Genomic DNA, 22,083 nt, shown 5'->3' on the forward strand with positions numbered 1-22,083 from the left:
ACCCAGGCAGAGCCGAGCAGTCGCGGCCCAGGGCGTCAAGGTCGTTCGTACAGTGGCGCGCTCCACCTTGACGCCCTGAACCACGCCCGCTCCACGGTGTGTGGGTCGAAGGCGGACGGGATGGGAGCTGGGGAGAGTTGTGGGCTGGGGGGGTGGTGTGTGCGCGAGGGGTCTCAAGAAGTTACTTAAGCGCCGAGACTGGGCTGTTCCACGTGAAACCGCCTTGTTAGCAGGGGATTTGCTGCGACTTGCCGCGCCCAGCACTATCGGGCGTCTTGTTTGTCGGTGCCGTACGCCAACATGGGACTGTCCGGAGAAAACGACCGGGAGCGCCCGACCACTTTGGCGAGAGACGGGCGCTCCCCGAAGCGCAGGAGAAGCATGCCCTCCCAGCACCTGGATACCAGCGTCTCAACTCGAACCGCTGGCATCAATCAAACTGTCGCACAGTTCACTGACAACCCCCGATTGATCATCGCGGCCGCTATCGCTTGCTGCGTTGTAGGTCAGGAAGCCATCACGGCTGTCTTGGACGCGTCAACGCGGCTGATCACGGTGATCATCGTCCTGATCTCTATGCGAGCAGTGGCCCGCCCGATATCTGATGTCTGACATCAGCGTCTGACACCAACAGGTGTGAACAGCGCCGATCAACGCCGAACCTCAACGCATGGCCAGCAGAGGAACGAGGTGGGCTGAGCGTGGTCGATGAGGCCCTTGGATCGACCTGATAAGGATGAGGCCGCAGCTCCAAGTTCGCAGCCATCGCGGGCGGTGCCCCCGACCAACGGGGTGCACCGCCCGTTGCCTCGACTAGGTCGTTTACGTGCCCTCGACCTCACCCGGGACATGATCGCGACTGTCAGCCCCGAGTGTTAGAACACCTGCATGACGTACAGGTTTACGGCGCGGATTGCTTGCGGGCTCGACGATCCGGATCAGGATGACTGCGTGATGGCGGGTGCGGCCGAGTCGGACGACGAGGAGGCGTTCTCCCTGTTGTTCATGTGTGACTTCGACGAGCCCGATACTCAGGAAGTGTCCCTGGGCATGGACACGCACTGTCTGGTCACGCCCGACCAGGGCACCGCCTACGGCTGTGTACGCGAGGTAGAGCTAGAAGGCGATGTGCTGCGGGTGACGTTGGACCCTTCGGCTTTGGACGCCCTTGGCCTGACCGATCCTGTCGTCGAGGCCCTGCTTCGAGCGCCGGCCGCGGACGTGGCACGGATGCGTGACGTGCTACCGCGCATCCTGGCGTACGGGCGCCCCGATGCCCGCCCAGGGCTGATCAAGTTGTAGCGAGTACAGCAGCGGAGTACAGCAACCACAGCAACCGGCCCCAACCCGTAGCGTCCCCTTGAGGCCGAAGCGCAACCCGTATGCCCCTCCCCGACCGATCTCTGTAGAGCTACGGATCAGATGCTGAGCCTCTGCAGCAGGCATCATGAGCACGTGGGGATCGACGTGGAACTGCACTCAGCACGGCCGACGCGTAACTGGCGCAAGTCCCGAGCGACGCTGCTGCAGAGTTCGTACGGGCACGGCGACGCGTTGGCCGATGCGCTCGGCTCCCTCCGGCTGCTTGGAGTGCCGGGGAGGCTAACCGCCGTAGACCCGTACGGAGATGCTCTGATGAACGAGCAGGAGTCCGCCGCTGCGCTCGGCGAGATCCCCGATCTACGGCAACGATGCACCGATAAACGTCAGCTCGCCGCGTTGGACGACCTTGCAACGTTGCTGGAGCAGTGCGCCGGCACTCCGGGCAGCTACCTGTGCTTCCAGGGCGACTGAAGCTCGTGCCCCATCCGTGCCCGATAGACCGGGGACTCACGGTGAATCACGGTCACCAACAGAGACCGTGCATGACGAAGGCCCCCGACCGATGTTCCTGGTCAGGGGCCGTTCACCTGCGGTGGGTGTGGGATTTGAACCCACGGTGACATCGCTGCCACGACGGTTTTCAAGATTGCTTCAATCGCCGAGAAACCAGAGATACCGGTGTGATCCGTTCAGGACAACCTGACACAGCTCGCGGGCCTGTACGACCCAGGCCCCGCCGCAGGCGTCCGGAAGCCGATCGAGTTCGGTGAGGAGCAACGGGACCTGCCGATGATTGAACATCGCGTCTCCGTAAGGGATCAAGGCCGAGAGTATCGGGAAGGCAGCCGGGTCGAGGGCGGCGAAGGCATCCGTCCATTCCACCCCGCCCCGGACACTGGCCACGATGGCCCCGGAGTCGCCACGTACTTGCATATTGATCACTCGCTGACACTATCGGCGCCTCGTGCCCGTTGCGTGCCCGTTCCGGCAGGACGTAGCGGGGACTCACGGGGAGTAGCGGCGCCAGGCACGCTCCGGCCCAGGTCAGGGAGTTGCCAGGTCAGCCGCCATCCGCATACGGCGTCTTCCAAACTGGTGCTCCGAAGCCCAAAGCGCCAGCACCGCATAGCCCCGCTCGACCGTCGCGTACCTTGACCGCGTGGATGAGGAACCGGTGGTCATCAAGCTCACGCACGACCAAGCGTTCGTGCTGTCGGACTGGCTCTACGAAGTGATGATGAAGTCGGACAAGCTCGATGCGATCGTCCCGGACCGCGCCGTCTGGTCAGGCATTTACACGATCTCCGGCACCCTGGAGAAGTCGCTCGTTGAGATCTTCATGCCCGACTACGCCGGTCGTCTGGAGCAGGCACGGCAGCGTTTGCTCGACGCCATGGGTGGCGACGAGGACGAGGAAGTCGAGGCGACACAAGGCGTGTCAAGAGAGCCATCTGGCGATGACATCAGCGGCTGACACCAACACTGCCGGTTACCGGCGAATCCCGCCGGACTCACGCGGCACGTGGACCCATCACCGGCCAGGATTGGCCGTGGTGCGCGACGCCCACGGACCGACCTGATAAGGATGAGGCCGGATCTCAAAACCTGTCCCGCGCGGGCGTCATCCTAAGCTCGATGGACGACGCCCCATGGTTCAGTTTGAGACTTCACCGACCCTGATTCGCCTAGCGACCGTAGACGTGCCCACGCACCAGTGGGTCGTTCTCCAGGATGAAGTCCGAGACCTGCCAGAACTCGCTCAGTCGGGGGTGCTGCAGGGCGGCTTCACGATCGAGCTTGAGCCCGAAAAGGGGACCATCGGGGTGGGCGAGTCCAGCGGTCACCAGCGTGGAGGCGGGCTCGGTTTGGCCAACGACGGAACCGACGCGGCAGGCGAAGGCAACGTGATCGTTCCACTTGTCCGGCCCATCGCCCCACGTACCGAAGATCACGTCTATCCACGCGTCGTGGTCTCGGTCGGTGTGGTGATAGCAGTTCGCGAAGTACACGGCGTGAGGAGCACCGTCGGCGTAGATGAAGTCCCACGCCCGCTCAATGGGGGCGTTGCAGCAGTCGCACGTGAACTCGCGAGTCTGGCGGTCGGGACCGAAGGTCAGCAGCATGCCGGACATCATGCTCGATGCAGTAATCGGCTCACCTAGCGGGTCGACCGGCGCCGTGCCCCACGCGTGCCCGATCGAGCGGGTAACCACGGGGAATGCCGGTGCGTCACGGTGCCTGAGCACACGGACGGCCCCCGACCGATTCACCTGGTCAGGGGCCGTTCATCTGCGGTGGGTGTGGGATTTGAACCCACGGTGACATCGCTGCCACGACGGTTTTCAAGACCGCTCCCGGCGCTCACCGGGCCCAGAGTCAGTCCAGCCAGACGATGACCGCATGCCCCGCCTGAGCTGCGGCAGCGAAGTACTGCGCCAGGCCGACGAACCAGTCTCCGCCCCACTCCAGCGAGGACCGATCCTCCCAACCCAGCGGGTAGATCTCCGCAGCCACCAATTCGTGCGGTTCGACTCCATCTAGGAGTTGGTCGTACGTCAGGCAGCTCAGTTCTTCGGCTGCTAGGCGAACCCGGTCCGCGGGCAGGTAGTGCGGTGGACCGTATCCCCAATCGTCGGCCTCGCCGAGAGGCTCTTCCCCGTGGATGACACTGACGGGGAACCCGGAGCGTTGCAGCAGGAAGTCCAGCAGGTGCCACGCCTTGTACGTCGAGAAGTGGCGGGCCTCGACTCGCGAAAGCTTGGCCTCCTCTTCAACGTCACGCGACTCCTCGATGTAATCGAGCGCCCAGTCCGAATCCTGAATCGCGCGTTCCAGCTCGGCCGCCGTCACACGGAAGTACTCACCGATCATGCTCATGGCCGGATGCTAGACACCACGACTGACATCGCTCGCCGGGCCGTCTCAGTTTCCGTCTCATTCATCCACGCCCAAGGCCGTTCACGGGGGTCCACACTCCGAGCCACGTGCTTCGGCGGCCCGGGTAGTACGCAGGTGTACGGCGATGAACGACCTCGACCACACCACCAACACGGTTGGACATCTTGCGCCTGTCTCAGGACCCGGGCGCACCAGTCTCGCACCAGAACGCACGGTCGGTCACGGTCAACGGCGGCTCAGCGAGGGACGGCAGCCATGGCAATCAAAGGGACATTCTTGCAGGTCAGCCACCAAATCACCGTGCAAGTGCCGGTGATTCCCAAGCTCAGAGCGCGAGTTCGATTCTCGTCACCCGCTCTTGAACGAAGGCCCAGGTCAAAGACCTGGGCCTTCGTCGTTGTCCACTCTCCGGGGCCTCACCCAAGGAGCCCTCCAGGGGATCCCCGCACTGCGAATTGAGAAGGGGTCAGACTTTGGCCTCTTCCCCGGCCCCGGCCGGTGCGGTCGAGGTCGTCTTCGGTGCCCGGCGTCCGGGCATCCACCAGTTGGCCTTGCCGCACAGTTCCATCACCGCGGGGACGAAGATCATCCGGACGATGGTGGCGTCGATGAGCACGGCGACGGCCATGCCCAGACCTCCCTGCTTGACGGCGACATCGGGGCCGAGCAGCGAGGTGGTGAAGACGGCGATCATGATGGCGGCCGCGGTCGTGATCACCTTGGCGGTCCGCGCCAGCCCTGTCGCGACGGCCGTGCGGGTGTCGCCGGTCCGCTCGTACTCCTCACGGACCCGCGAGATCAGGAAGACCTGGTAGTCCATCGACAGGCCGAACAGGACCGGGAACATCATCATCGGCACCCAGGTCGTGACGGGCATGGCGGCGGGGAACCCGAGGGCCGTGCCGAGCCATCCCCACTGCACGACCGCCACCAGCACACCGTAGGCGGCGCCGATCGACAGCAGGTTCATCACGGCGGCCTGCAGGGCGATCGTGACCGACCGGACCAACGCGATCAGCAGCACCATGGACATCGCGACGACGACCACGATCATCAGGGGCAGGCGCGAACCGGACTCCTCGGCGGTGTCGATGGTGCCGGCGTTCGGTCCGCCGACGAGGACCTGTTCGCCGCCGGGTGTCCCGGGCAGCACGTCGTCGCGGAGCTTGTGCACCAGGTCCGTGGTCGCCTCGTCCTGGTACCCGGTCGTGGGGAAAGCGAGGAAGGTGACGGCCTTCCCGTCCTCACTGACCCGGGGCGGTGTGGCATGGGCGATGCCCTCGGTCCTGCCGACCGCTTCGACGACGGGAGCGAGATCGGCGTCCTCGGAGTCGGCCCCGGCGACGAAGACCAGGGGTGCGCCGTAGCCCGGGCCGAAGCCCTCGGAGAGGATCTCGTACGAGACGTGGCTGCTCCGGTCGCGAGGCTGGACGCTGGCGTCGGGCTGGCTCAGCCGCATCGACAGCGTGGGGACGGCCAGCACCAGCAGGGTCCCGCCGGCGAGGAGCGCGGCGACCAGCGGACTGCGCTGCACCGCACCGGCCCAACGCTCGGCGAGCGTACGGCGCTTCCGGGACGGTGCGCCGGCGGGCCGGTTCCGGCGGGACGCACGGCGAGGCAGGCGCAGCGAGTTGATCTTGTGTCCGGTGAAGCCCAGGAACGCGGGCAGCAGCGTCAGGGCGGCGATCATCGTGACCAGCACCGTGATCGACGTGGCGACGGCCAACCCGGTCATCAGCCGCTGACCCATGACGAGCAGGCCCATCAGCGCGATCACCACGGTCGTGCCGGCGAACAGCACCGCGTGACCCGCGGTGGCGATGGCCTTGACCGTGGCGCTCTCGGGGTCGTCACCGTCCCCGAGGCCGTCCTTGTAGCGGGTCACGATGAACAGCGCGTAATCGATGCCGACGCCGAGCCCGATCATCGCGCCGAAAGTCAGAGCGAAGTTCGGCGCGGGAACCAGGTGCCCCACGACCTTCATCAGGGCGAGACCGCCCACAATGGCCAGGAGGGCGGTCGCGATCGGCAGGCCCATCGCCACCAGTGATCCGAACGCGATGAACAGGATCACGGCTGCTGCCAGGAGGCCCACGCTCTCGGCCGGGCCCTGCGGGGGCGTCTCGGCCTTTTCCGCCATGTACCCGCCCAGCGCGAGCGTGACGCCGTCGCCGGAGGCGTCCTTGACCATGTCCACCAACGGCTTCACCTCGCTCTTCTCCACCCCCCTGTCGCTCAGCGGGATGGTCGTACGGGCGATGCGACGGTCCTTCGTCACCAGGCTCTTGTCCTGATACGGCGAAGTCACCGGTCCGGTCACGGGCGAGTCGGCGAGATCGGCGACGGCCTTCTCGATCTTCTGCTTGGCGGCAGGATCGTCGATCCCCTTTTCGGTTTTGATCGCGAGAGTCAGCCTGTCCCCTTGCTCCTTGGGGAAGTGCTTCTCCATCAGCTGCTGCGCCTTGGCCGACTGCGAGTCTCCTCCGGAGAAGTCGTTGTCGGGGGCGGCGCCGTAGCCGAATCCGGCGAACGCCACGGCGATCACACCGATGATCCAGATCAGGAGGACCAGGCGGCGGCGCCGGAAACAGAAGCGGCCCAGTCCCGCCAGAGCCCCGCTCGTGGGGGCAGTCTCGGTTGCCATCATCGTCTCCTCAGATCCCTGTCCCTCTCTCACGCGGACGCGCACAAGTGGACGGTGCGGTCGGCCGGTCGGCCGGTGCGGCGGGAACGGGTCGGGGTCGGCCGGCCGATGACCACGCCGGCCGGCGCCACCAGTGCGGCCACGGTGCCCACGAGTCGCCCGGTGGTCAGGGCATAGGCATCGGCGGCGAGCGGCTGGACCGAAGCGTGCGCGGCCGCAGGTGCGGCAAGCACGTGACGGACGGACATGAGGTGCTCCTTCTCCTCGTACGACTCCTGCTCCTGGATGTCGCCCGATCCTGTCCGCCGGACCTGCCGCCAGTCGTCCCGCACACGGACGCACTTCGCGCTGCCGCCGGTGGCGTACGCGGCTACCGCGGACGCGGCAGGAGCCGCGCGGGTACCGCGGACGCGGTAGGCGGTCGGTCATCCACGAGCCGGACTCGCCCGTGGCGACATCTGGCTAGGGTGCCCGCATGGGCATACGACGGTTCGGTGTACCGGCTGGTGTCGGGGACTGGGTGATCGCCGTGGGCGTGGCGGCGCTGATGCTGGGCGACGGGTGGTCCGGGGAGCACCTTGGCACGGGGCCCGACCCGCTCGGCTACGCGCTGCTGGCGGTCGGCGGCCTGGCGCTGGCCGCGCGCCGCAGGGCTCCGGTTGTCGTCCTGGCCGTCACCGGGCTGTGCGCGGTGGGCTACCAGGCGGCCGGGTTCGACGTGCTCACCGTCGCATACCTGGTCGCGGTGTACGGCGCGGTGCGGGCCGGGTGCCGTGCCGTGGCGGTGACGGCGTCCCTGACCCTGCTGGTGGCCCTCCAGCTCACGGCACTGGTCGTCCGCGACGGGCCCGTGGGCGAGGTGTCGGTGCAGGCCCGCGGCACCCTGGAGATCGCCTGGCTCATCGCCGCCTTCGCCGCGGGGGAGGCGTTGCGGCAGGCGGAGCAGCGGGCGGAGGAGGCCGAACGCACCCGGGAGGAGACCGCGCGGCGCCGTGCCGACGAGGAACGGCTGCACATCGCCCGGGAACTGCACGACTCGCTCACCCACCAGATCTCCGTCATCAAGGTGCAGTCCGAAGTCGCCGTCCACGTGGCCCGCAGACGCGGCGAGAACGTGCCGGAGGCGCTGCTGGCGATCCAGGAGGCCGGACGTGAGGCGAGTCGGGAGCTGCGCGCGACCCTGGAGGCGCTGCGCGACGACGACACGGCCCCGCCACGCGGGCTCGCCGACGTACCGGAACTGGTGGAGCGGGCCGGCAGGACCGGTCTGGAGGCGACGCTGACGATCGAGGGGCAGCGGCACGACGTGCCGGCCGCGGTGGGCCGGACCGCCTACCGGATCGTTCAGGAGTCGTTGACCAACATCGTCCGGCACGCCGCCGCCACTACGGCATCGGTCCGGATCGACTACCGGCCCGACGCCCTCGCGCTACGCATCGACGACGACGGCAAGGCCACGCCGGGTGCCACCCCCGTGCCCGGCGTCGGGCTGCTCGGCATGCGCGAACGCGTCACCGCCCTCGGCGGCCTCCTGCGCGCCGGACCACGCAGCGAGGGTGGCTTCACCGTCTGGGCCGAACTCCCCGTGGAGCGAACGTCGTGATCCGAGTCCTGCTGGTCGACGACCAGCCGCTCATCCGCAGCGGATTCCGCGCACTCCTCGACCTCGAGGACGACATCGAGGTGGTGGCCGAGGCCGCCGACGGCAAGGAGGGCCTGGAGCTCGCCAGGGAACACCTGCCGGACATCGCGCTCATCGACATCCAGATGCCGGTCGTCGACGGCATCGAGGCGACCCGGCGCATCGCCGCGGACCCGGCCCTGGCCGGGGTGCACGTCGTCATCCTGACCAACTACGGCATGGACGAGTACGTCTTCGACGCGCTGCGCACCGGCGCCGCGGGATTCCTCGTCAAGGACATCGTCCCGGACGACTTCCTGCACGCCGTCCGCGTGGCCGCGCGCGGCGATTCCCTGCTCGCACCCTCGATCACCCGCAAGCTGATCGACAGGTACGTGTCCCAGCCGCTCGACACCGGTGCCGAGGCGGGGCTCGAAGATCTGACCGGCCGCGAACGCGAGGCCGTCGCCTTCGTCGCGCGGGGCCTGTCCAACGCCGAGATCGCCGACCACATGGTGATCAGCCCGATGACCGTGAAAACCCACATCAACCGGGCGATGACGAAACTCCACGCCCGCGACCGAGCCCAACTCGTGGTACTCGCCTATGAATCCGGCCTGGTCGTCCCGCGCAACTCCTGATACCCCCGGGCCGCAGCCACCTTCCGACTGCGGCGTGGTCGTGACGAGCAACGCCGGCAGCTTGCCCGGCTGGAGCCACCCTCAGGCCGGGAGCTTCGCCGACCGTGCCCCATCCGTGCCCTTCGGAGCGGCGAACAGCGGTCACCACGGGTGCGGGCGGAACCTCTCGACAGGCCCAGCGGAGGGGCTTGTCCGCAGGTCAGAGGCCATATTGGCGGCCAGAGCGGCGGTGATTCCCAAGCTCAGAGCGCGAGTTCGATTCTCGTCACCCGCTCCATAGCAAGCCCCAGGTCAGCAGCCTGGGGCTTTGTCGTTGCCCGGACGAATTCAGGCGCCGCGCGCCAGCTTCGCACCACCTGCCACCACATCACGTCATTCGGCGCCCGATGTGCCCCGTCAGGAGGTCGGCGAAGCCGGGTAAGCCGGCCTTCGCGAGTCGAGCGATGGCATCGGCGATGGTGACTGGCGGGTTGCACTTCTCTCCGCTAAGTCTGACCACTGTCTCCGCTACCTCATGCGGCAACTCCCGGTACAGCCCGCACAGGTACGAATCCGGGTCGATCACCCGCACTCCACGCTCAGCCAATTCACCGGCAGGGAAGTCTGCAAGGTTCCACGTGATCAACGCGTCGGCCCCGGCAGCCACCGCTGTTGCTGCATGGTGTCGGTCGTCGGGGTCATCGCCCGGCATCTCATCCACAAGGTGCCCATAGACCGCCGCCTCAATCTCGCAGTCGGCGAAGAAACGTCGGACAGCTTGGGCAACCGCGGCAGCCGATTCCGCCGAACGCCTTCCCCCGCGGGCCTGCGGTGTGCAGAACGTGGCCGTCCAGCAGTTCCTGATCACCTGGGACTGGTCGGAAGTTGCGATGACCAACTTGTTCATGCCTGTCTGCCGGTGCCGGGGGGGCGGGTCTTGATGTCGGTGCGGGAGAGCCTCACTCACCGCACGGGGAAGCCGAAGGAGTACCCCTGCTGCTTCAGCCAGGGCAGGATCTCGCGCAGAGCGGCCAAGGTCTGAGAGCGGTCCCCTCCCGCGTCGTGGAAGAGGACGGTCGGCCCGTTGGAGATCTCGCTCTTGACGGTGGCGACCATGCTGTCCACACCGGGACGCTCGAAGTCTTTGGTGTCGACGTTCCAGCCCAACGGTCGCATCCCCCGGGACGCGGCGAGCTGTCGGCTGTACGGGGTGAAAGCACCACCCGGGGCCCTGTAATACTGCGGCCGGACGCCCCCGGACGCCTTGGTGATCATGCGTTCGGCATCCAGGATCTGCTGGGACTGGTAGGCCTCGGACCGGGTGTCCATGGTGGTGTCGTGCGAGACAGTGTGGTTGCACAGTCGGTGCCCGTCTGCCACGACCGCCTTGACCAGGTCAGGGTGCGCCTGGGCCTGCGTACCCACCATGCAGAACGTAGCCTTCACACCGCTGTCCTTCAGCAGTTGCAACACCTGCGGCGTCCAGACCGGGTCCGGTCCGTCGTCGATGGTGATGTTGACGCCCCGGGCGCCGCGATCCGAGGCGTGCGCGATGTCCGCCGCCACCTTGGCCACGGTCCGGTCCTGGGGCCGGGCGTCCGGCGCTGAGACACGCGCTTGCGGCTGCCGCCCTCCGGCGGTGTCGGCCTGCGCGGTCCACACCGAGGTGGCGGCGGCCACCACTGTCACCCCGAGCGCCGCCGCGAGAAGCCGGCCGTTCCATCCCCTTCCCTTATGCCTTGCCATGTCCGCCCGCCCCTTTGCTGTCTCCGCCGATGCCGTGCACCCATGAAGACATACGAACGCCCCTAGACGATCCCTCGGTTACCGATCACGGACGAATCTGCAGGGGGCCGGCGACAAACGCAGGAGTTCCGCGACAGGTGCGGGGGCGCGACGGCCTCGACAAGACAAGCTACCGGTGAGTGCGGCGGACGCGGGTCCGCACGGATTCCGGCGGAGGCACACACGCTCCGTCGAATGGCTCGCGAAGCAAGGGCGATGGCTGTCCTACTCGGTCGGCGTGATTCCCAAGCTCAGAGCGCGAGTTCGATTCTCGTCACCCGCTCCATAAGAAAGCCCCAGGCCATCGGCCAGGGCCTTCTTTGTTGTCTGCACCAGTTCAAGCGTCCCGTGCCCGTTGCGTGCCCGACGGCTGATCGTCGGGCACGTGGCCGGCCTTTTCCCGCTCGGCCTGGACGCGGGCGTCGATCCCGTCGGCCGCTTCCCTCTGCCGCTCCAGGTTCGAGTGCTGACAGATCAGCATTGCCTGCGGGGTTCCGGGAGCGTCCCGCGTCGTTCGTGCCCCGCGCGATCACGAACGTGACCCGTCAGGCCTGCGCGCCGCCTTCTGCCGCTGGGGCAGGGCACCAACCGTTAACCTGATGCGGTTTGCGGCCTCCGTTTCACGTCTGCGCCGGTGAAGTGCATTCCGCAGCCGTCAGGTTGAAGGCAGGACTGGATCGAGGTTGGTGTGCAGGTGCTGGTGGCAGATCGGTACCGGCTGGAGACGCCCATCGGCCGCGGTGGCATGGGGGAGGTCTGGCGGGCCACGGACGAGGTACTGGGCCGCCCTGTCGCCGTCAAGCTGCTGCTGGGAAGCGAAGCCGATCCGTCGGCCGCCGCCCGCTTCCGTCTGGAGGCCCAGACCGCGGCCCGGCTCAGCCACCCTCACGTGGTCACCGTGTTCGACTTCGGGGCCTGGGAAGACCGCTTCTATCTCGTCATGGAACTGGTCGAGGGGGTCAGCCTGGCGCACGCGTTGGGCTCCGAGACGGCACTGAGCCCGGAGCGGGTGGCCGACATCGCCGCGCAGGCAGCCACGGGTCTCGCCGCGGCACATCGTGAGGGCATCGTCCACCGAGACATCAAGCCCGGCAATCTGCTGGTGGACGGCAGAGGGACGATCAAGATCGGCGACTTCGGCATAGCCCGGTTCGTCGACGATCCCACCGCAGCACTCACTACAGCCGGCCAGATAGTGGGCACCAGCCTCTATCTCGCCCCCGAACGCGCGCTGGGCAAGCCCGCAGGGCCCGCTTCCGACATGTACTCGCTCGGCTGCGTCCTCTATCAACTGCTCGCCGGCCGAACCCCGTTCCAGTCCGACACCGCGACCGGCACGCTGTTCCAGCACGTCGACGCGACCCCCGTGCCTCTGCGGCAGCTCGGCGTCGACGTGCCTGGCGCCTTCGAGACGTACCTGTCGGGGCTGCTCGCCAAGCAGCCCGAGGACCGGCCGACGGCCGCGCAGGTCGCCGACTGGTTCCGCCAGGAATCCTGGCAAGGACACCCCCAGCCCCTCCCCTCACCAGCGCAGTGGAACGATCCGGTACCTGGGTCCATGACGACCCCCACACTGCAGCCGACCGAAGCCCGGCGGCCGGCGTCTCGACACAACGCAGCGCCTGCGCAGCGTCCGAGCACCCGAGCGTTCATGCGACGCCGCCCACGGGTGGCAAGCGCGATCGCCGGGACCGTCGCTTTCTGCGCAGCCGTACTCATCGGGAAGGCGTTGGCCTCACCCGACGACAACTCCGCCACCGATCCGCCAACCGGCCCCGGCATCACCGCAGAACCCACCCCACCAGCCTTCCCGTCACCCGAGACGTCCGCGTCCGAAGAAGACGGGCAGGGGGCGGAAAACGGAATCGACGAAGGCCAGACCGAAGAAGAAGGAGACAAGGGCAGCAAGGGCAGCAAGGGGCACCACCACAAGGACTGACGCGAGGATCCGCCCGGAACCGGCTTCACAAGGCGGTCCAGGGGGCGCACCACTACGTGCCCTTCAGGGCGGCGAACAACGGTCGGCAGGGGGCTTCCTCGTTGTCCCGACCTTCACAGGGGTGCGCTTCACCGGCCGGAGGGCGACCGAGCAAACGGCGCCTCGGAACCCGGACCGCTGCGTGAACCATGTGCGGGCGCCCCTGCGGGCCAGTGGTCATCGTCTCCAGAACAGGAGGTGAGTGATTCCGCTGGGGCTCGGCACCGACTCGAGGTGGAAGCGGTCGAGCAGGTCGGTGTGGCTCTCCCACAGCCGTTCGCCTCGACCGATGTCGACGGGCGCGACGGCGATGTGCATCGTGTCGACCAGGTCGGCCTCGAGGAACTCGCGGATGGTGGTGACTCCGCCGCCGAGGCGCACATCCCGACCATTGGCGGCCTGCTTCGCGCGTGCCAGTGCCTCGGCCGGTGTCGCATCGATGAAATGGAAGGTGGTGTCAGCCAGGGTGAAGGACGGGCGTTCGTGATGGGTGAGCACGAAGACCGGCGCGTGGAACGGCGGGTTGTCTCCCCACCATCCCTGCCACTCATGGTTCTCCCAGGGGCCACGCTGGGGGCCGAATTTGTTACGCCCCATGATCTCCGCTCCCATGCCGCGGGCGTGGTCGCGGGTCAGGTAGTCGTCCAGGCCGCGAGTGCCGCCGGGGTCGGTGCGGTTCACCCAGCTGGCGGTAGCGCCCGCCCAGGAGAAAAGGGGGGCGGGGTCCGCGTGGCCGAAGGGCCGGTCCAGGCTCTGCCCCTCACCGGCACCGAACCCGTCCCGCGACACGGTGAAGCACTGCACCCTCAACAGCTGCGACATGCATCCTCCTTCAGGAGCTGACAGCAACTTCCGATTGCAATCTGCAACCGGTGGCACACTACTACCCTATGGGTATGCCGCAACCAGTACGGACCGATCGCCTGCCCGTGCCGGAGGGGAAATCGGGCTGCCCGATCAACTTGACCGTCGAGCTGCTGGGCGACCGATGGAGTCTGGTCGTGCTGCGGGATGTCATGTTTGGCGGCCACCGGCACTTCCGCGAGCTGCTCACGCATTCGATCGAGGGCATCGCGTCGAACATCCTTGCCGCCCGTCTGTCGAAGCTCGTGAACGTCGGCCTGCTCACTCGGCACGATGACCCAAGTCACCGACAGAAGATCGAATACCGGCTCACCGAGGCAGCGATCGAACTCGTTCCCCTCTTGACGCAACTGGGTGCCTGGGGCTCCCGATGGCTCCCGACATCGCCCGAGCTGTCGATCCGTGCCCAACTTCTCGCTCGCGGCGGCCCCGAGATGGGGGAGCGATTCATGGACGAGCTCCGCGCCATGCACCTCGAAGGCCGTCCTCAACCCGCCGACGGCGTCCTCGCCGAACTCACCCTGGCCTACGAACGCGCCGCTTCCACAAGCTGAATGCCATGATCGCGGATGGGCCGGCCCGGCCCTGATCCGTCGGGCCCGCTCAGCGCCCCGGGGCGACCGCGCTCCCCCGCAGCAGAGGCGGAAGCGGTGCCACAAACCTACGATGGATCAAGAAGGCGCCATCAAGTCGAACCGGCGTTCCAGAGGAGGCCGCGATGGTGGAGCACTTTGTCTGGGTGACGACACGCCGCATCAAGCCGGGCGCGCTGGAGGAGTTCGAGAGGGCCTGGCGCCCGGACACGTACCCGCAGGCGCTGCGCCGCGCCTACGCGTACTGGTCCGAGGACGGGCAGGAGATCACCGGGGTGTCGTTCTGGGACACCAAGGAGGCATGCGACTCCTGGCGGGCCTCCGCGGCGGAGACGCAGCGGCGTGAGGCCATGGCCCCGTACATCGTCGAGGAGCGGGAAGGCTTCTACCGCGGCCGCGAACTCGGACTCGGGCACGCCTGAAGCCGCCGCGGTCCTTGTGCCCGTGCCCCGGAACCCCGAGGACGGACAGCACCGGCCCGCCCGGCCCGCGGACACCGACGCCGGCCTCCACCGACCCTCTGGAGGCGACAATGGGGATATGGCCCCGTAAACCGTGAACCGACCTGCGAGGTGGCCGATGAGCACTCTCGAAGAACAGATCGACGTTGATGTTCCGATCGCTCTGGCCTGGGAACGCCTTCACCAGGTGGAGACCTATCCGCGATTCGTCGACGGAGTACGCGAGGCTCGTTCGGAGGACGGGCACCGGGCACACCTGGACGTCGACGCGGGCGGCCGAGCTCAGAAGTTCGAAGCCGAGATCACTGACCGCGGCAAGGAACACAGGATGGAGTGGCAGACCACGAGCGGTCCCGACCTGTCGGGAACCTTCTCGCTGCTGCCCATCGACAAGGAGCACACCCGAGTCCAGGCCCGGATCGAGTACGACCCGGGCACCGTCAAGGAGGCGTTCGGCGGACCGAAGGGATTCGCCCAGGCGACCGCGATCGAACGGCGTGTACGGGACGACCTCGAGCACTTCAAGGAGTTGGTGGAACAGAAGCGGTGAGGCGCCCCCACTGTCGGCAGCATGCCCTGCGCAACGGGCTGGTGCTGCGGGTCTGCGGCTGCCGGCCGACGCGCGCAGGGCGAAGGCCTGAGCGGGCAGGCGCTGGAACAGCTGCGCGCAGCTACGCGATATCCCTTCGGGTCGCCGCGAGGTAGCCGACGAGGGCGAGGATCGCGATCGTCCAGTAAAGGGTGACCGGCCCGAGACCCAGCGCCAGTCCGCCCCGCGCGGAGGGCACCGCCATCCAGTCGGCGAAGGAGGCGCCCAGCGGCCGGGTCACGATGTACGCGGACCAGAAGGCCGCGATCGCGCTCAGGCCGAACCGCCAGTGGGCGAGCGCGGGCACGGCGATGACCACGGCGAACATCACGCCCGAGCCCAGGTAGCCCAGACCCAGGGGGATGGCGGTCAGATCACCGGCAGCGGTGCCCAGCGCGAAGGTGGCCAGCACGGTGGCCCAGTAGAACGCCTCGCGTCGGCGCGTGTGGATGCTGTGGATGGACAGCGTCCGCTCGCTCGCGTACCAGAGGGCGAAGACCGCGCCCAGGGCCAGCAGGAAGAACGGGGCGGACACCAGGTAGGGCACGCCGAGGCCGACATGCAGGACGTCGGCGGCCATCGTGCCGAAGACGCTGACCATGACGACGGCGGTCCAGTAGATCCACGCCACGTACCGACGCACGGACATCTGGAGGACCAGGGCTGCCACCAGACCGATCCCGCCGAGTCCGACGGCCAGGACGGGGCCGAGCAGATGGGCCAGGAAGTCCGACGCGGTCTCGCCCATACCGGTGGTGAGCACCTTGATGATCCAGAACCAGACGGTGACCTCCGGTACCTTGCTCATCGCGCGCCGGACCGTGGGTACAGCGCGGGAGGGGTCGCGGTCGTTCAGGTGTTGATCTGTCGCCATGGGCGGCAGCCCTGGCAGGGGGTCCCGTGTGCGCCCCATGCCCCTTTGCCCCATATTGACCTCTCTCACCACAGCTTTGCCCTCGCTTTGACGTTCTGCACGATCGGGCCGCGCACCGAGGCAGCAGTGTCCCCGCCCGAACCTGTACGCAGCCTGAACAGGCGGCCCGGCCGGCCGGGCCGCCCCCACGTCGCCGGGCCGGAGACGGGGCCGAGGCCGTCGCGCCCGGGCGGGCGTTCGGGGTCAACGCTCGGGCCCGGGCCGGGCACTCTTGCCGCCAACTCCTCACGGCCGGGACACGCGCGGGGTTCCGGCCGGCGATCCGCAGCGGCCTCTGCCGGGACCGGGACGCCGATCCTCGCGGACTCGACGCAGCGGTCCTCACCGCCGAGTACGTCATACGGCGGCATGTTGATATGCCCAGGCTTGCCGAAATCGCCCGATCTGGTCATGGTTGTCGGAAAGGTGAGAAGCGTCACGGCCTCGGTGTCGTATGCCTCACCTTCGCTACGGAGGGAGAGCGACCATGACTGACAGTTCCCATGCGGCAGGCTCAAGGGACACGGAGGTGCAGCATCCCGTCCAGGAGGCGCTGGCGCACCCCATGCAGACGATGACGACGGCAATGGAGAAGGTCCCTGGCGCCGAGAAGGCCAAGGGGATCGTCGACGGCGTTCTGGACTCCGTCGGGATCGTCTCGCCCCATGCGCGGCGTGTCGCGGCGTACACCGGTGCCGGGCTGCTCGGCGTGGCCGGTGTGGTCGAGTGGCCGGTGGTCGCGGCGGGCGCCGCCGTGGTGTGGCTCACGCAGCCACGTCCCAAGGATGTCGAGGCGGCCCAGGCAGCCGGCGAGGCCCGCGCCGAAGCATCGCAGGCGAAGCGCGCCGCCCGGTCGGCCAAGGCGTCGACCGCCACCGGAAAGGCGAAGACCCGTCCGGGCAAGGCCACGCCGGGGACGGCGAAGACCCGCGCGCCCAAGAAGACGAGCACCTCGGGCACGGCGAAGGCCCGCGCGTCCAAGCGCGCCGCCACGAACACCTCGCAAGCCAAGGCAGGTGGGCGGAAGAAGCCCTGACGCCGGCCTTCCACCCGCTCTCATGACCGTCCCGCCGCCGACCCGTGCGGCAAGCCCGCGAAGGTGAGACATGCTGCTCCGTTTGCTGACCGGGCTGCCCGCCGTGGCCCTCCAGAACGCCTTGGCCGCCCCCGTCGAGGCCACCCGCCGGATCGCCCCGTCGACCACCGGCACATCGCGGACGGTCGCCGATCTGGTGAGCGCCGGTGCGCGTGGCGCTGTGAGCGGCGCGGCGGCGGTGGCGACGACCGCGCTGCGGGTCGGCAGGGTCGCTCGCAACGCCGTGACCCCTCAAGTCGGTTACTGGCGCTCCGGCTCCCGCATGCACCTCGCACTGCGGCACCATCCGAACTCGCCAGAACCCACCGTGGAGCGGCTCGAGGCCGCCGCCGAGGAAGTGGCCGTCGAGCTGGCCGAGCACCCTGACGTACTGATCGCCTACTGGGACGGCGGCCTTGGGCGGCTGGTCATCCAGACCACCGAGGGTGCGATCGGCGAGCAACTGGTGGACTGGGCGTCCGAACTTGCCGCCGAACACGGGCTGGTGCTCGTCGGTGAGCAGACGCTGGAACACGCGCACCCGGGTGCGCCCGGGGGCGTGCGCGCCAATGCTGTCGCCGTGGCCTGCGACGCGGCGGGCATCGCCACCTCCCTCGCGGCACGGACACTCTTTCTGAAGCCCGTGCCGGAGGTCGTCGTGGCCACGGTCGTGGTGATGCGTGAGGACTCCCGGGTACGGACAGTGCTGAGCCGCGCGCTGGGCCCGGACATGGCCGATCTGGTGCTCGCCGCAGCCCATGCGGCTATTTGTGGGGTCGGGCAGTCGCCGAGTCCGCTGCTGCTCGACGCGGCCTTGCGGACCGCCCAGTTGGTGGAGTCCGTGGCCCAGCTCGCGGCCTTCGACGCCCTGCACGACACACTGTGCGCTCCGGACAGGCTGACCGTGGCCGGAGACGACGTCGCACGTCCACCGCTGCGTTCGTGCCCTGGCGAAAAGTATGCCGACGCCGCGATCAACGGGATGCTGGGCGGCGCCCTCACCACGCTCCTGTTCACCCGCAACCTCGATGGGGCGGCCGAGACCGCACTGGCCGGTTCGCCCAAGGCTGCGCGCTACGGCCCGGCGGCCTTCACCGCGGCACTCGGCAGTGCCCTGGCGCGCGAGGACGTGCTGGTCCGCAACCCGGAGCGGCTGCGCCGACTGGAGCTTGTGGACACCATGGTCCTGCATCCTGAAGCGCTGCGCGGCACTCGGCGCACCGTGCTCGAGGTCCATCCCAGCATGGCCGGCTGGGATCACCGTCGGCTGTGGCAGGAGTCCACCGCAGCCCTGAGTGCGCCCGGGGACGGGGCAATGCCGGCCGGGGAGCCGGGACTCGGCCTGCGACCGGTGCCCGACGAGTTGACGTCGAACGCGGGGCGGTCGGACACGGGACTGATGATCGCGTCGGTGCACGGCGAAGATGTCGGTACCGTCCTGGTCGGCTGGGAGGTCGACCCGATGGCCGAGGCCGCGTTGGACGCGGCGCGCCGGGCCGGCCTGCACGTTGTGGTGCTGGACGACCACTCGCTCGGCGAGTTCGGGACGCTGGCCGACCAACTCGCCCCTGCCGAGATCCCGTTGGCCGACGTGGTGGCCGGCCTGCAGAGCGGCGGACGGACGGTCCTCACGGTGGCGCGCGTGCCGGACGACCGGGTTGCGGCGGAACATGCGTTGACCGCGGGCGCCCGCGACGTACTCAACGGGCTGCTCCGCAGTGACATCGCCGTCGCCCTCGCCGACGAGCGCAGCGCTGTCGTCTGGGGCGCGGACATTCTGCCGTTGCGCGGGCTGGAGGGCACGTGGCGGTTGCTGTCCGCCGTGCCCGCTGCGCGGGCGGCCAGCCGACGGTCCAAGTTTCTCGCCGAGGCGGGCGCCACGCTCTCCGAGCTCCTGGTACTCACCCGCGGGGCCCGGACACAACGGGTCCCCTTCCCCCTCGAACTGCGGATCAGCCCGGTCAACATCGCCACCGCCGCGGCTCTGGTGTCGGGCTGGTTCACCGCCCTGGGCGTCGCCGCCCGTACGACCCCGCACCCCAGGCCGCGGGTGCCTTGGCACGCTCTGCATCCGGAGGAGGTCATGGCCCGGCTGGCGAGGGCGCCGCGGGCCGCGCCCACCGCATGGGCGGTGGTGCGGACCCGGGCCGGTCACGTCATGGGCGCCGCAGCCACTCATCCGGCCTTCGCGCCGGCGCGGGTCGGCGCACGTCTGGCAGGCGCCGTGTGGGCCGAACTCGACGACCCGTTCACCCCCATCCTGCTGGTCGGTGCCACCGCGTCGGCGCTGCTGGGATCCGCAGTGGACGCATTCCTCGTCGTCGGCGCCGTCGCGGGGAACGCCTTTGTCGGCGGCGTACAGCGGCTGCGCGCGGAGCAGGCACTGTCCGAGCTCGTCACCGGGCAACGGAGAACAGCCCGGCGCCTCCCCGACGTGTCAGCGGACGAGGCGTCCCTCGTCGAGGCCGAACGACTGACGCCCGGCGAGGTGATCGAGCTGCGCACCAACGACGTCGTGCCGGCCGACGTGCGCCTGCTGGAGGTCAGCGGCTTCGAGGTCGACGAGTCCTCATTGACCGGCGAGTCACTGCCCACCCGCAAACAGGTGGCCGCCGTACCACAGGCACCCGTCGCCGACCGCAGTTGCATGGCGTTCGAGGGCACCACGGTGGTGGCCGGCCACGCCCGCGCCGTGGTCGTGGGCACCGGCGCCCAGACCGAAGCCGGCCGCGCGGTGTCCCTCGCCGCCCGGGTCCCCACCTCGGCAGGGGTCCAGGCACGACTGCACCGGCTGACCCGCCGGGTCCTGCCCCTCACCCTCGCCGGCGGCGCCGCGGTGGCCGGTCTGTCCCTGCTGCGCGGCCGCCCGGTGCGCACCGCGCTTCAGGGCGGGCTGGCAGTCGCGGTGGCCGCCGTCCCCGAAGGCATGCCCTTGGTGGCGACGGTGGCGCAGATGGCCGCGGCGCGGCGGCTCAGCAAGCTGGGTGTCCTGGTCCGCACGCCGCGCAGTCTGGAGGCCCTGGGACGCGTGGACACCATGTGCTTCGACAAGACCGGGACCCTCACCGAGAACCGGTTGCGGGTCGTCCGCGTGGTCACTGCCACCGGCACCGAGCACCCGGCGATCGGCCCCGAAGCGGAACCGATCCTTCGCATCGCCGCCCGGGCCTGCCCGCGCGTCGCCGAGCAGCCGGGTGCCCACGCCCACGCCACCGACGAGGCCGTCCTGGCCGCCGCCCCGCGCGCGACCGCGTGGACCACCGTGCGGGCCCAGCCCTTCGAGGCGAGCCGGGGCTACGCGGCCGCCGTCGGAAGGGACGACGACGAGGACATGCTGGTCGTCAAGGGGGCGCCCGAAGTCGTGCTGCCCTGCTGCCCCGCTGCGGATCCGACAGCCGTCGCCGCGGCACATGCCCTTGCCGCCCAGGGCCTGCGGCTGCTGGCCGTCGCCCGGCGCCGCCTCGCGGCGGACGAGGCGGCGGAGGCCCTGGACAAACCCCTCGAGCTCCTGGAACTCATCGGGTTCGTGGCACTGGCCGACACCCCTCGCGCCAGTTCGGCTCCGCTCGTGGCCGGTCTCGGCGAGGTCGGCGTACAACCCGTCATGCTCACCGGCGACCACCCTCAGACCGCCCGTTCCGTGGCGGTCGCTCTCGGCTGGCCATCGGATGTCACGGTCGTCACCGGTGACGCGCTGGCCGCACTCGACCGGGCGGGGCGGGCGCGCCTGCTCCGGGACTGCGGCGTCGTGGCTCGCGTCGCACCCGAACAGAAGCTGCAGGTGGTCGAGGCGCTCCGGGAGGCGGGACGCGTCGTGGGCATGGTCGGGGACGGCGCCAACGACGCCGCCGCCATCCGGGCCGCCGATGTCGGGATCGGCATCGCGGCGCGTGGATCGGCCGCCGCGCGCAACGCCGCGGACCTCGTGATCACCAACGACGAACTGTCGGTTCTCATCGACGCCATCGGCGAGGGCCGTGCCCTGTGGCGAAGCGTGGCCGACGCGATCAGCATTCTGCTCGGAGGGAACGCCGGCGAGGTCGGCTTCTCCGTACTGGGCACCTTGCTGTCCGGTACGTCACCGCTGACGACGCGTCAGCTGCTGCTGGTCAACCTGCTCACCGACATGTTCCCGGCGATGGCGGTCGCGGTCACCCCTCACGATCCGGAACCCGCCGGTGAGCCCGCCGCAGCCGACGACGCACCCGTAGGCCTCGCCGTCCTCGGCGGGCCGCTGACCCGGCAGATCCGCCATCGTGGCCTGATCACCGGAATCGGCGCGGCCATCGCATGGCTGATCGGCAGCCTCACTCCGGGCTCGGCGCGGCGCACCAGCACGATGGCCCTGTGCGGTGTGGTCGGCGCCCAGCTCACCCAGACCGTCGTCGGACGCCGCCACAGCCCACTGGTCCTGGCCACCGTCCTCGGCACCGCTGCCGTGCTCATCGCCCTCGTCCAGACTCCCGTCGTCAGCCACTTCTTCGGGTGCACGCCGCTGGGCCCACTGGCGTGGGCCGGTGTGGCCGTAGCCGTCGGTGCCGCCGCCCTCGGCCCCCGCGTACTGCCCCAGGCCGACCGGCTGCTGGCCGGCCTCGCCTCGCGCGTGCGTCCCGTGGTGCGGCTCACCCACTGACGACCTGAAGGTGATTCAGCGCGGCGCCGGAAGTCAGCAGTGGCAGATCAGTGACGTCGGGGGCAGGTGACGACGGCGACCGACTG

At 69.0% G+C, this 22,083-nt stretch carries 19 protein-coding genes; 11 read left to right on the plus strand and 8 right to left on the minus strand.

The features are described from left to right. Positions 1 to 888 precede the first annotated feature (888 nt). The 3 genes from AB0915_RS14800 to AB0915_RS14810 all read left to right on the plus strand — a co-directional run bounded on the left by AB0915_RS14800 (position 889) and on the right by AB0915_RS14810 (position 2,797). Entirely contained in the window at positions 889 to 1,302 is a 414-nt protein-coding gene (locus tag AB0915_RS14800) for an Imm10 family immunity protein (protein WP_366691450.1), read from the plus strand. 153 nt (positions 1,303 to 1,455) lie between these two features. Next, a complete protein-coding gene (locus tag AB0915_RS14805) occupies positions 1,456 to 1,794 on the plus strand; it encodes a hypothetical protein (protein WP_366691451.1) in 339 nt (112 codons plus the stop codon). Positions 1,795 to 2,482: 688 nt separating this feature from the next. Next, complete coding sequence (locus AB0915_RS14810) at positions 2,483 to 2,797, plus strand: hypothetical protein (RefSeq protein ID WP_366691452.1); 315 nt, start codon at positions 2,483 to 2,485, stop codon at positions 2,795 to 2,797. 211 nt (positions 2,798 to 3,008) lie between these two features. Here AB0915_RS14810 and AB0915_RS14815 read toward each other — a convergent pair whose 3' ends face one another. From AB0915_RS14815 to AB0915_RS14830, 4 genes are all read right to left on the minus strand, one after another. Next, the gene (locus tag AB0915_RS14815; RefSeq protein ID WP_366691453.1) at positions 3,009 to 3,446 is read right to left on the minus strand and encodes a hypothetical protein; all 438 of its coding nucleotides are present in this window, start codon (positions 3,444 to 3,446) and stop codon (positions 3,009 to 3,011) included. 253 nt (positions 3,447 to 3,699) lie between these two features. Continuing rightward, complete coding sequence (locus tag AB0915_RS14820; protein WP_366691454.1) at positions 3,700 to 4,200, minus strand: YfbM family protein; 501 nt, start codon at positions 4,198 to 4,200, stop codon at positions 3,700 to 3,702. A gap of 487 nt (positions 4,201 to 4,687) precedes the next feature. Next, complete coding sequence (locus AB0915_RS14825; RefSeq protein ID WP_366691455.1) at positions 4,688 to 6,865, minus strand: MMPL family transporter; 2,178 nt, start codon at positions 6,863 to 6,865, stop codon at positions 4,688 to 4,690. A 29-nt stretch (positions 6,866 to 6,894) separates the two neighbouring features. Beyond that, positions 6,895 to 7,197 (minus strand): hypothetical protein, encoded by a 303-nt coding sequence (locus AB0915_RS14830; RefSeq protein ID WP_366691456.1) that lies wholly within the window; start codon positions 7,195 to 7,197, stop codon positions 6,895 to 6,897. Between the two features lie 143 nt (positions 7,198 to 7,340). On the opposite strand from AB0915_RS14830, the gene AB0915_RS14835 reads away from it, so the two are divergent. Continuing rightward, positions 7,341 to 8,468 carry a histidine kinase gene (locus tag AB0915_RS14835; protein WP_366691457.1) on the plus strand — a complete coding sequence of 376 codons (1,128 nt, stop codon included), beginning with the start codon at positions 7,341 to 7,343 and terminating at the stop codon, positions 8,466 to 8,468. Beyond that, on the plus strand, positions 8,465 to 9,127 hold the full coding sequence (locus tag AB0915_RS14840) for a response regulator transcription factor (RefSeq protein WP_366691458.1): 663 nt from the start codon (positions 8,465 to 8,467) through the stop codon (positions 9,125 to 9,127). Before AB0915_RS14835 ends, AB0915_RS14840 begins: the two co-directional genes overlap by 4 nt. Positions 9,128 to 9,494: 367 nt before the next feature. On the opposite strand, the gene AB0915_RS14845 is transcribed toward AB0915_RS14840, so the two are convergent. Next, on the minus strand, positions 9,495 to 10,013 hold the full coding sequence (locus AB0915_RS14845; RefSeq protein ID WP_366691459.1) for a PIN domain-containing protein: 519 nt from the start codon (positions 10,011 to 10,013) through the stop codon (positions 9,495 to 9,497). Between the two features lie 56 nt (positions 10,014 to 10,069). Further along, the gene (locus AB0915_RS14850) at positions 10,070 to 10,852 is read right to left on the minus strand and encodes a polysaccharide deacetylase family protein (protein ID WP_366691460.1); all 783 of its coding nucleotides are present in this window, start codon (positions 10,850 to 10,852) and stop codon (positions 10,070 to 10,072) included. Positions 10,853 to 11,585: 733 nt separating this feature from the next. On the opposite strand from AB0915_RS14850, the gene AB0915_RS14855 reads away from it, so the two are divergent. After that, complete coding sequence (locus tag AB0915_RS14855; protein WP_366691461.1) at positions 11,586 to 12,830, plus strand: protein kinase; 1,245 nt, start codon at positions 11,586 to 11,588, stop codon at positions 12,828 to 12,830. A 216-nt stretch (positions 12,831 to 13,046) separates the two neighbouring features. Here the strand turns inward: AB0915_RS14855 and AB0915_RS14860 are convergent, their stop codons facing one another. Beyond that, positions 13,047 to 13,691 (minus strand): dihydrofolate reductase family protein, encoded by a 645-nt coding sequence (locus AB0915_RS14860; protein WP_366691462.1) that lies wholly within the window; start codon positions 13,689 to 13,691, stop codon positions 13,047 to 13,049. 74 nt (positions 13,692 to 13,765) lie between these two features. On the opposite strand from AB0915_RS14860, the gene AB0915_RS14865 reads away from it, so the two are divergent. The 3 genes from AB0915_RS14865 to AB0915_RS14875 all read left to right on the plus strand — a co-directional run bounded on the left by AB0915_RS14865 (position 13,766) and on the right by AB0915_RS14875 (position 15,337). Further along, positions 13,766 to 14,287, plus strand: coding sequence for a helix-turn-helix domain-containing protein (locus AB0915_RS14865; protein ID WP_366691463.1), 522 nt, complete (start codon positions 13,766 to 13,768; stop codon positions 14,285 to 14,287). Between the two features lie 164 nt (positions 14,288 to 14,451). After that, positions 14,452 to 14,748 (plus strand): hypothetical protein, encoded by a 297-nt coding sequence (locus AB0915_RS14870; RefSeq protein WP_366691464.1) that lies wholly within the window; start codon positions 14,452 to 14,454, stop codon positions 14,746 to 14,748. 157 nt (positions 14,749 to 14,905) lie between these two features. Further along, positions 14,906 to 15,337: an SRPBCC family protein gene (locus tag AB0915_RS14875; protein ID WP_366691465.1), complete on the plus strand. Its 432-nt coding sequence runs from the start codon at positions 14,906 to 14,908 to the stop codon at positions 15,335 to 15,337. A 121-nt stretch (positions 15,338 to 15,458) separates the two neighbouring features. Here the strand turns inward: AB0915_RS14875 and AB0915_RS14880 are convergent, their stop codons facing one another. Then, entirely contained in the window at positions 15,459 to 16,250 is a 792-nt protein-coding gene (locus AB0915_RS14880; RefSeq protein WP_366691466.1) for a hypothetical protein, read from the minus strand. Positions 16,251 to 16,776: 526 nt separating this feature from the next. Here AB0915_RS14880 and AB0915_RS14885 point away from each other — a divergent pair. Then, positions 16,777 to 17,325, plus strand: coding sequence for a hypothetical protein (locus AB0915_RS14885; protein ID WP_366691467.1), 549 nt, complete (start codon positions 16,777 to 16,779; stop codon positions 17,323 to 17,325). Between the two features lie 70 nt (positions 17,326 to 17,395). Next, positions 17,396 to 21,997 (plus strand): cation-translocating P-type ATPase, encoded by a 4,602-nt coding sequence (locus AB0915_RS14890; protein WP_366691468.1) that lies wholly within the window; start codon positions 17,396 to 17,398, stop codon positions 21,995 to 21,997. Positions 21,998 to 22,083: the final 86 nt, after the last annotated feature.

Origin of the sequence: Streptomyces sp. NPDC048411, from assembly GCF_040704695.1 — a bacterium.
Lineage (GTDB): Bacteria > Actinomycetota > Actinomycetes > Streptomycetales > Streptomycetaceae > Streptomyces.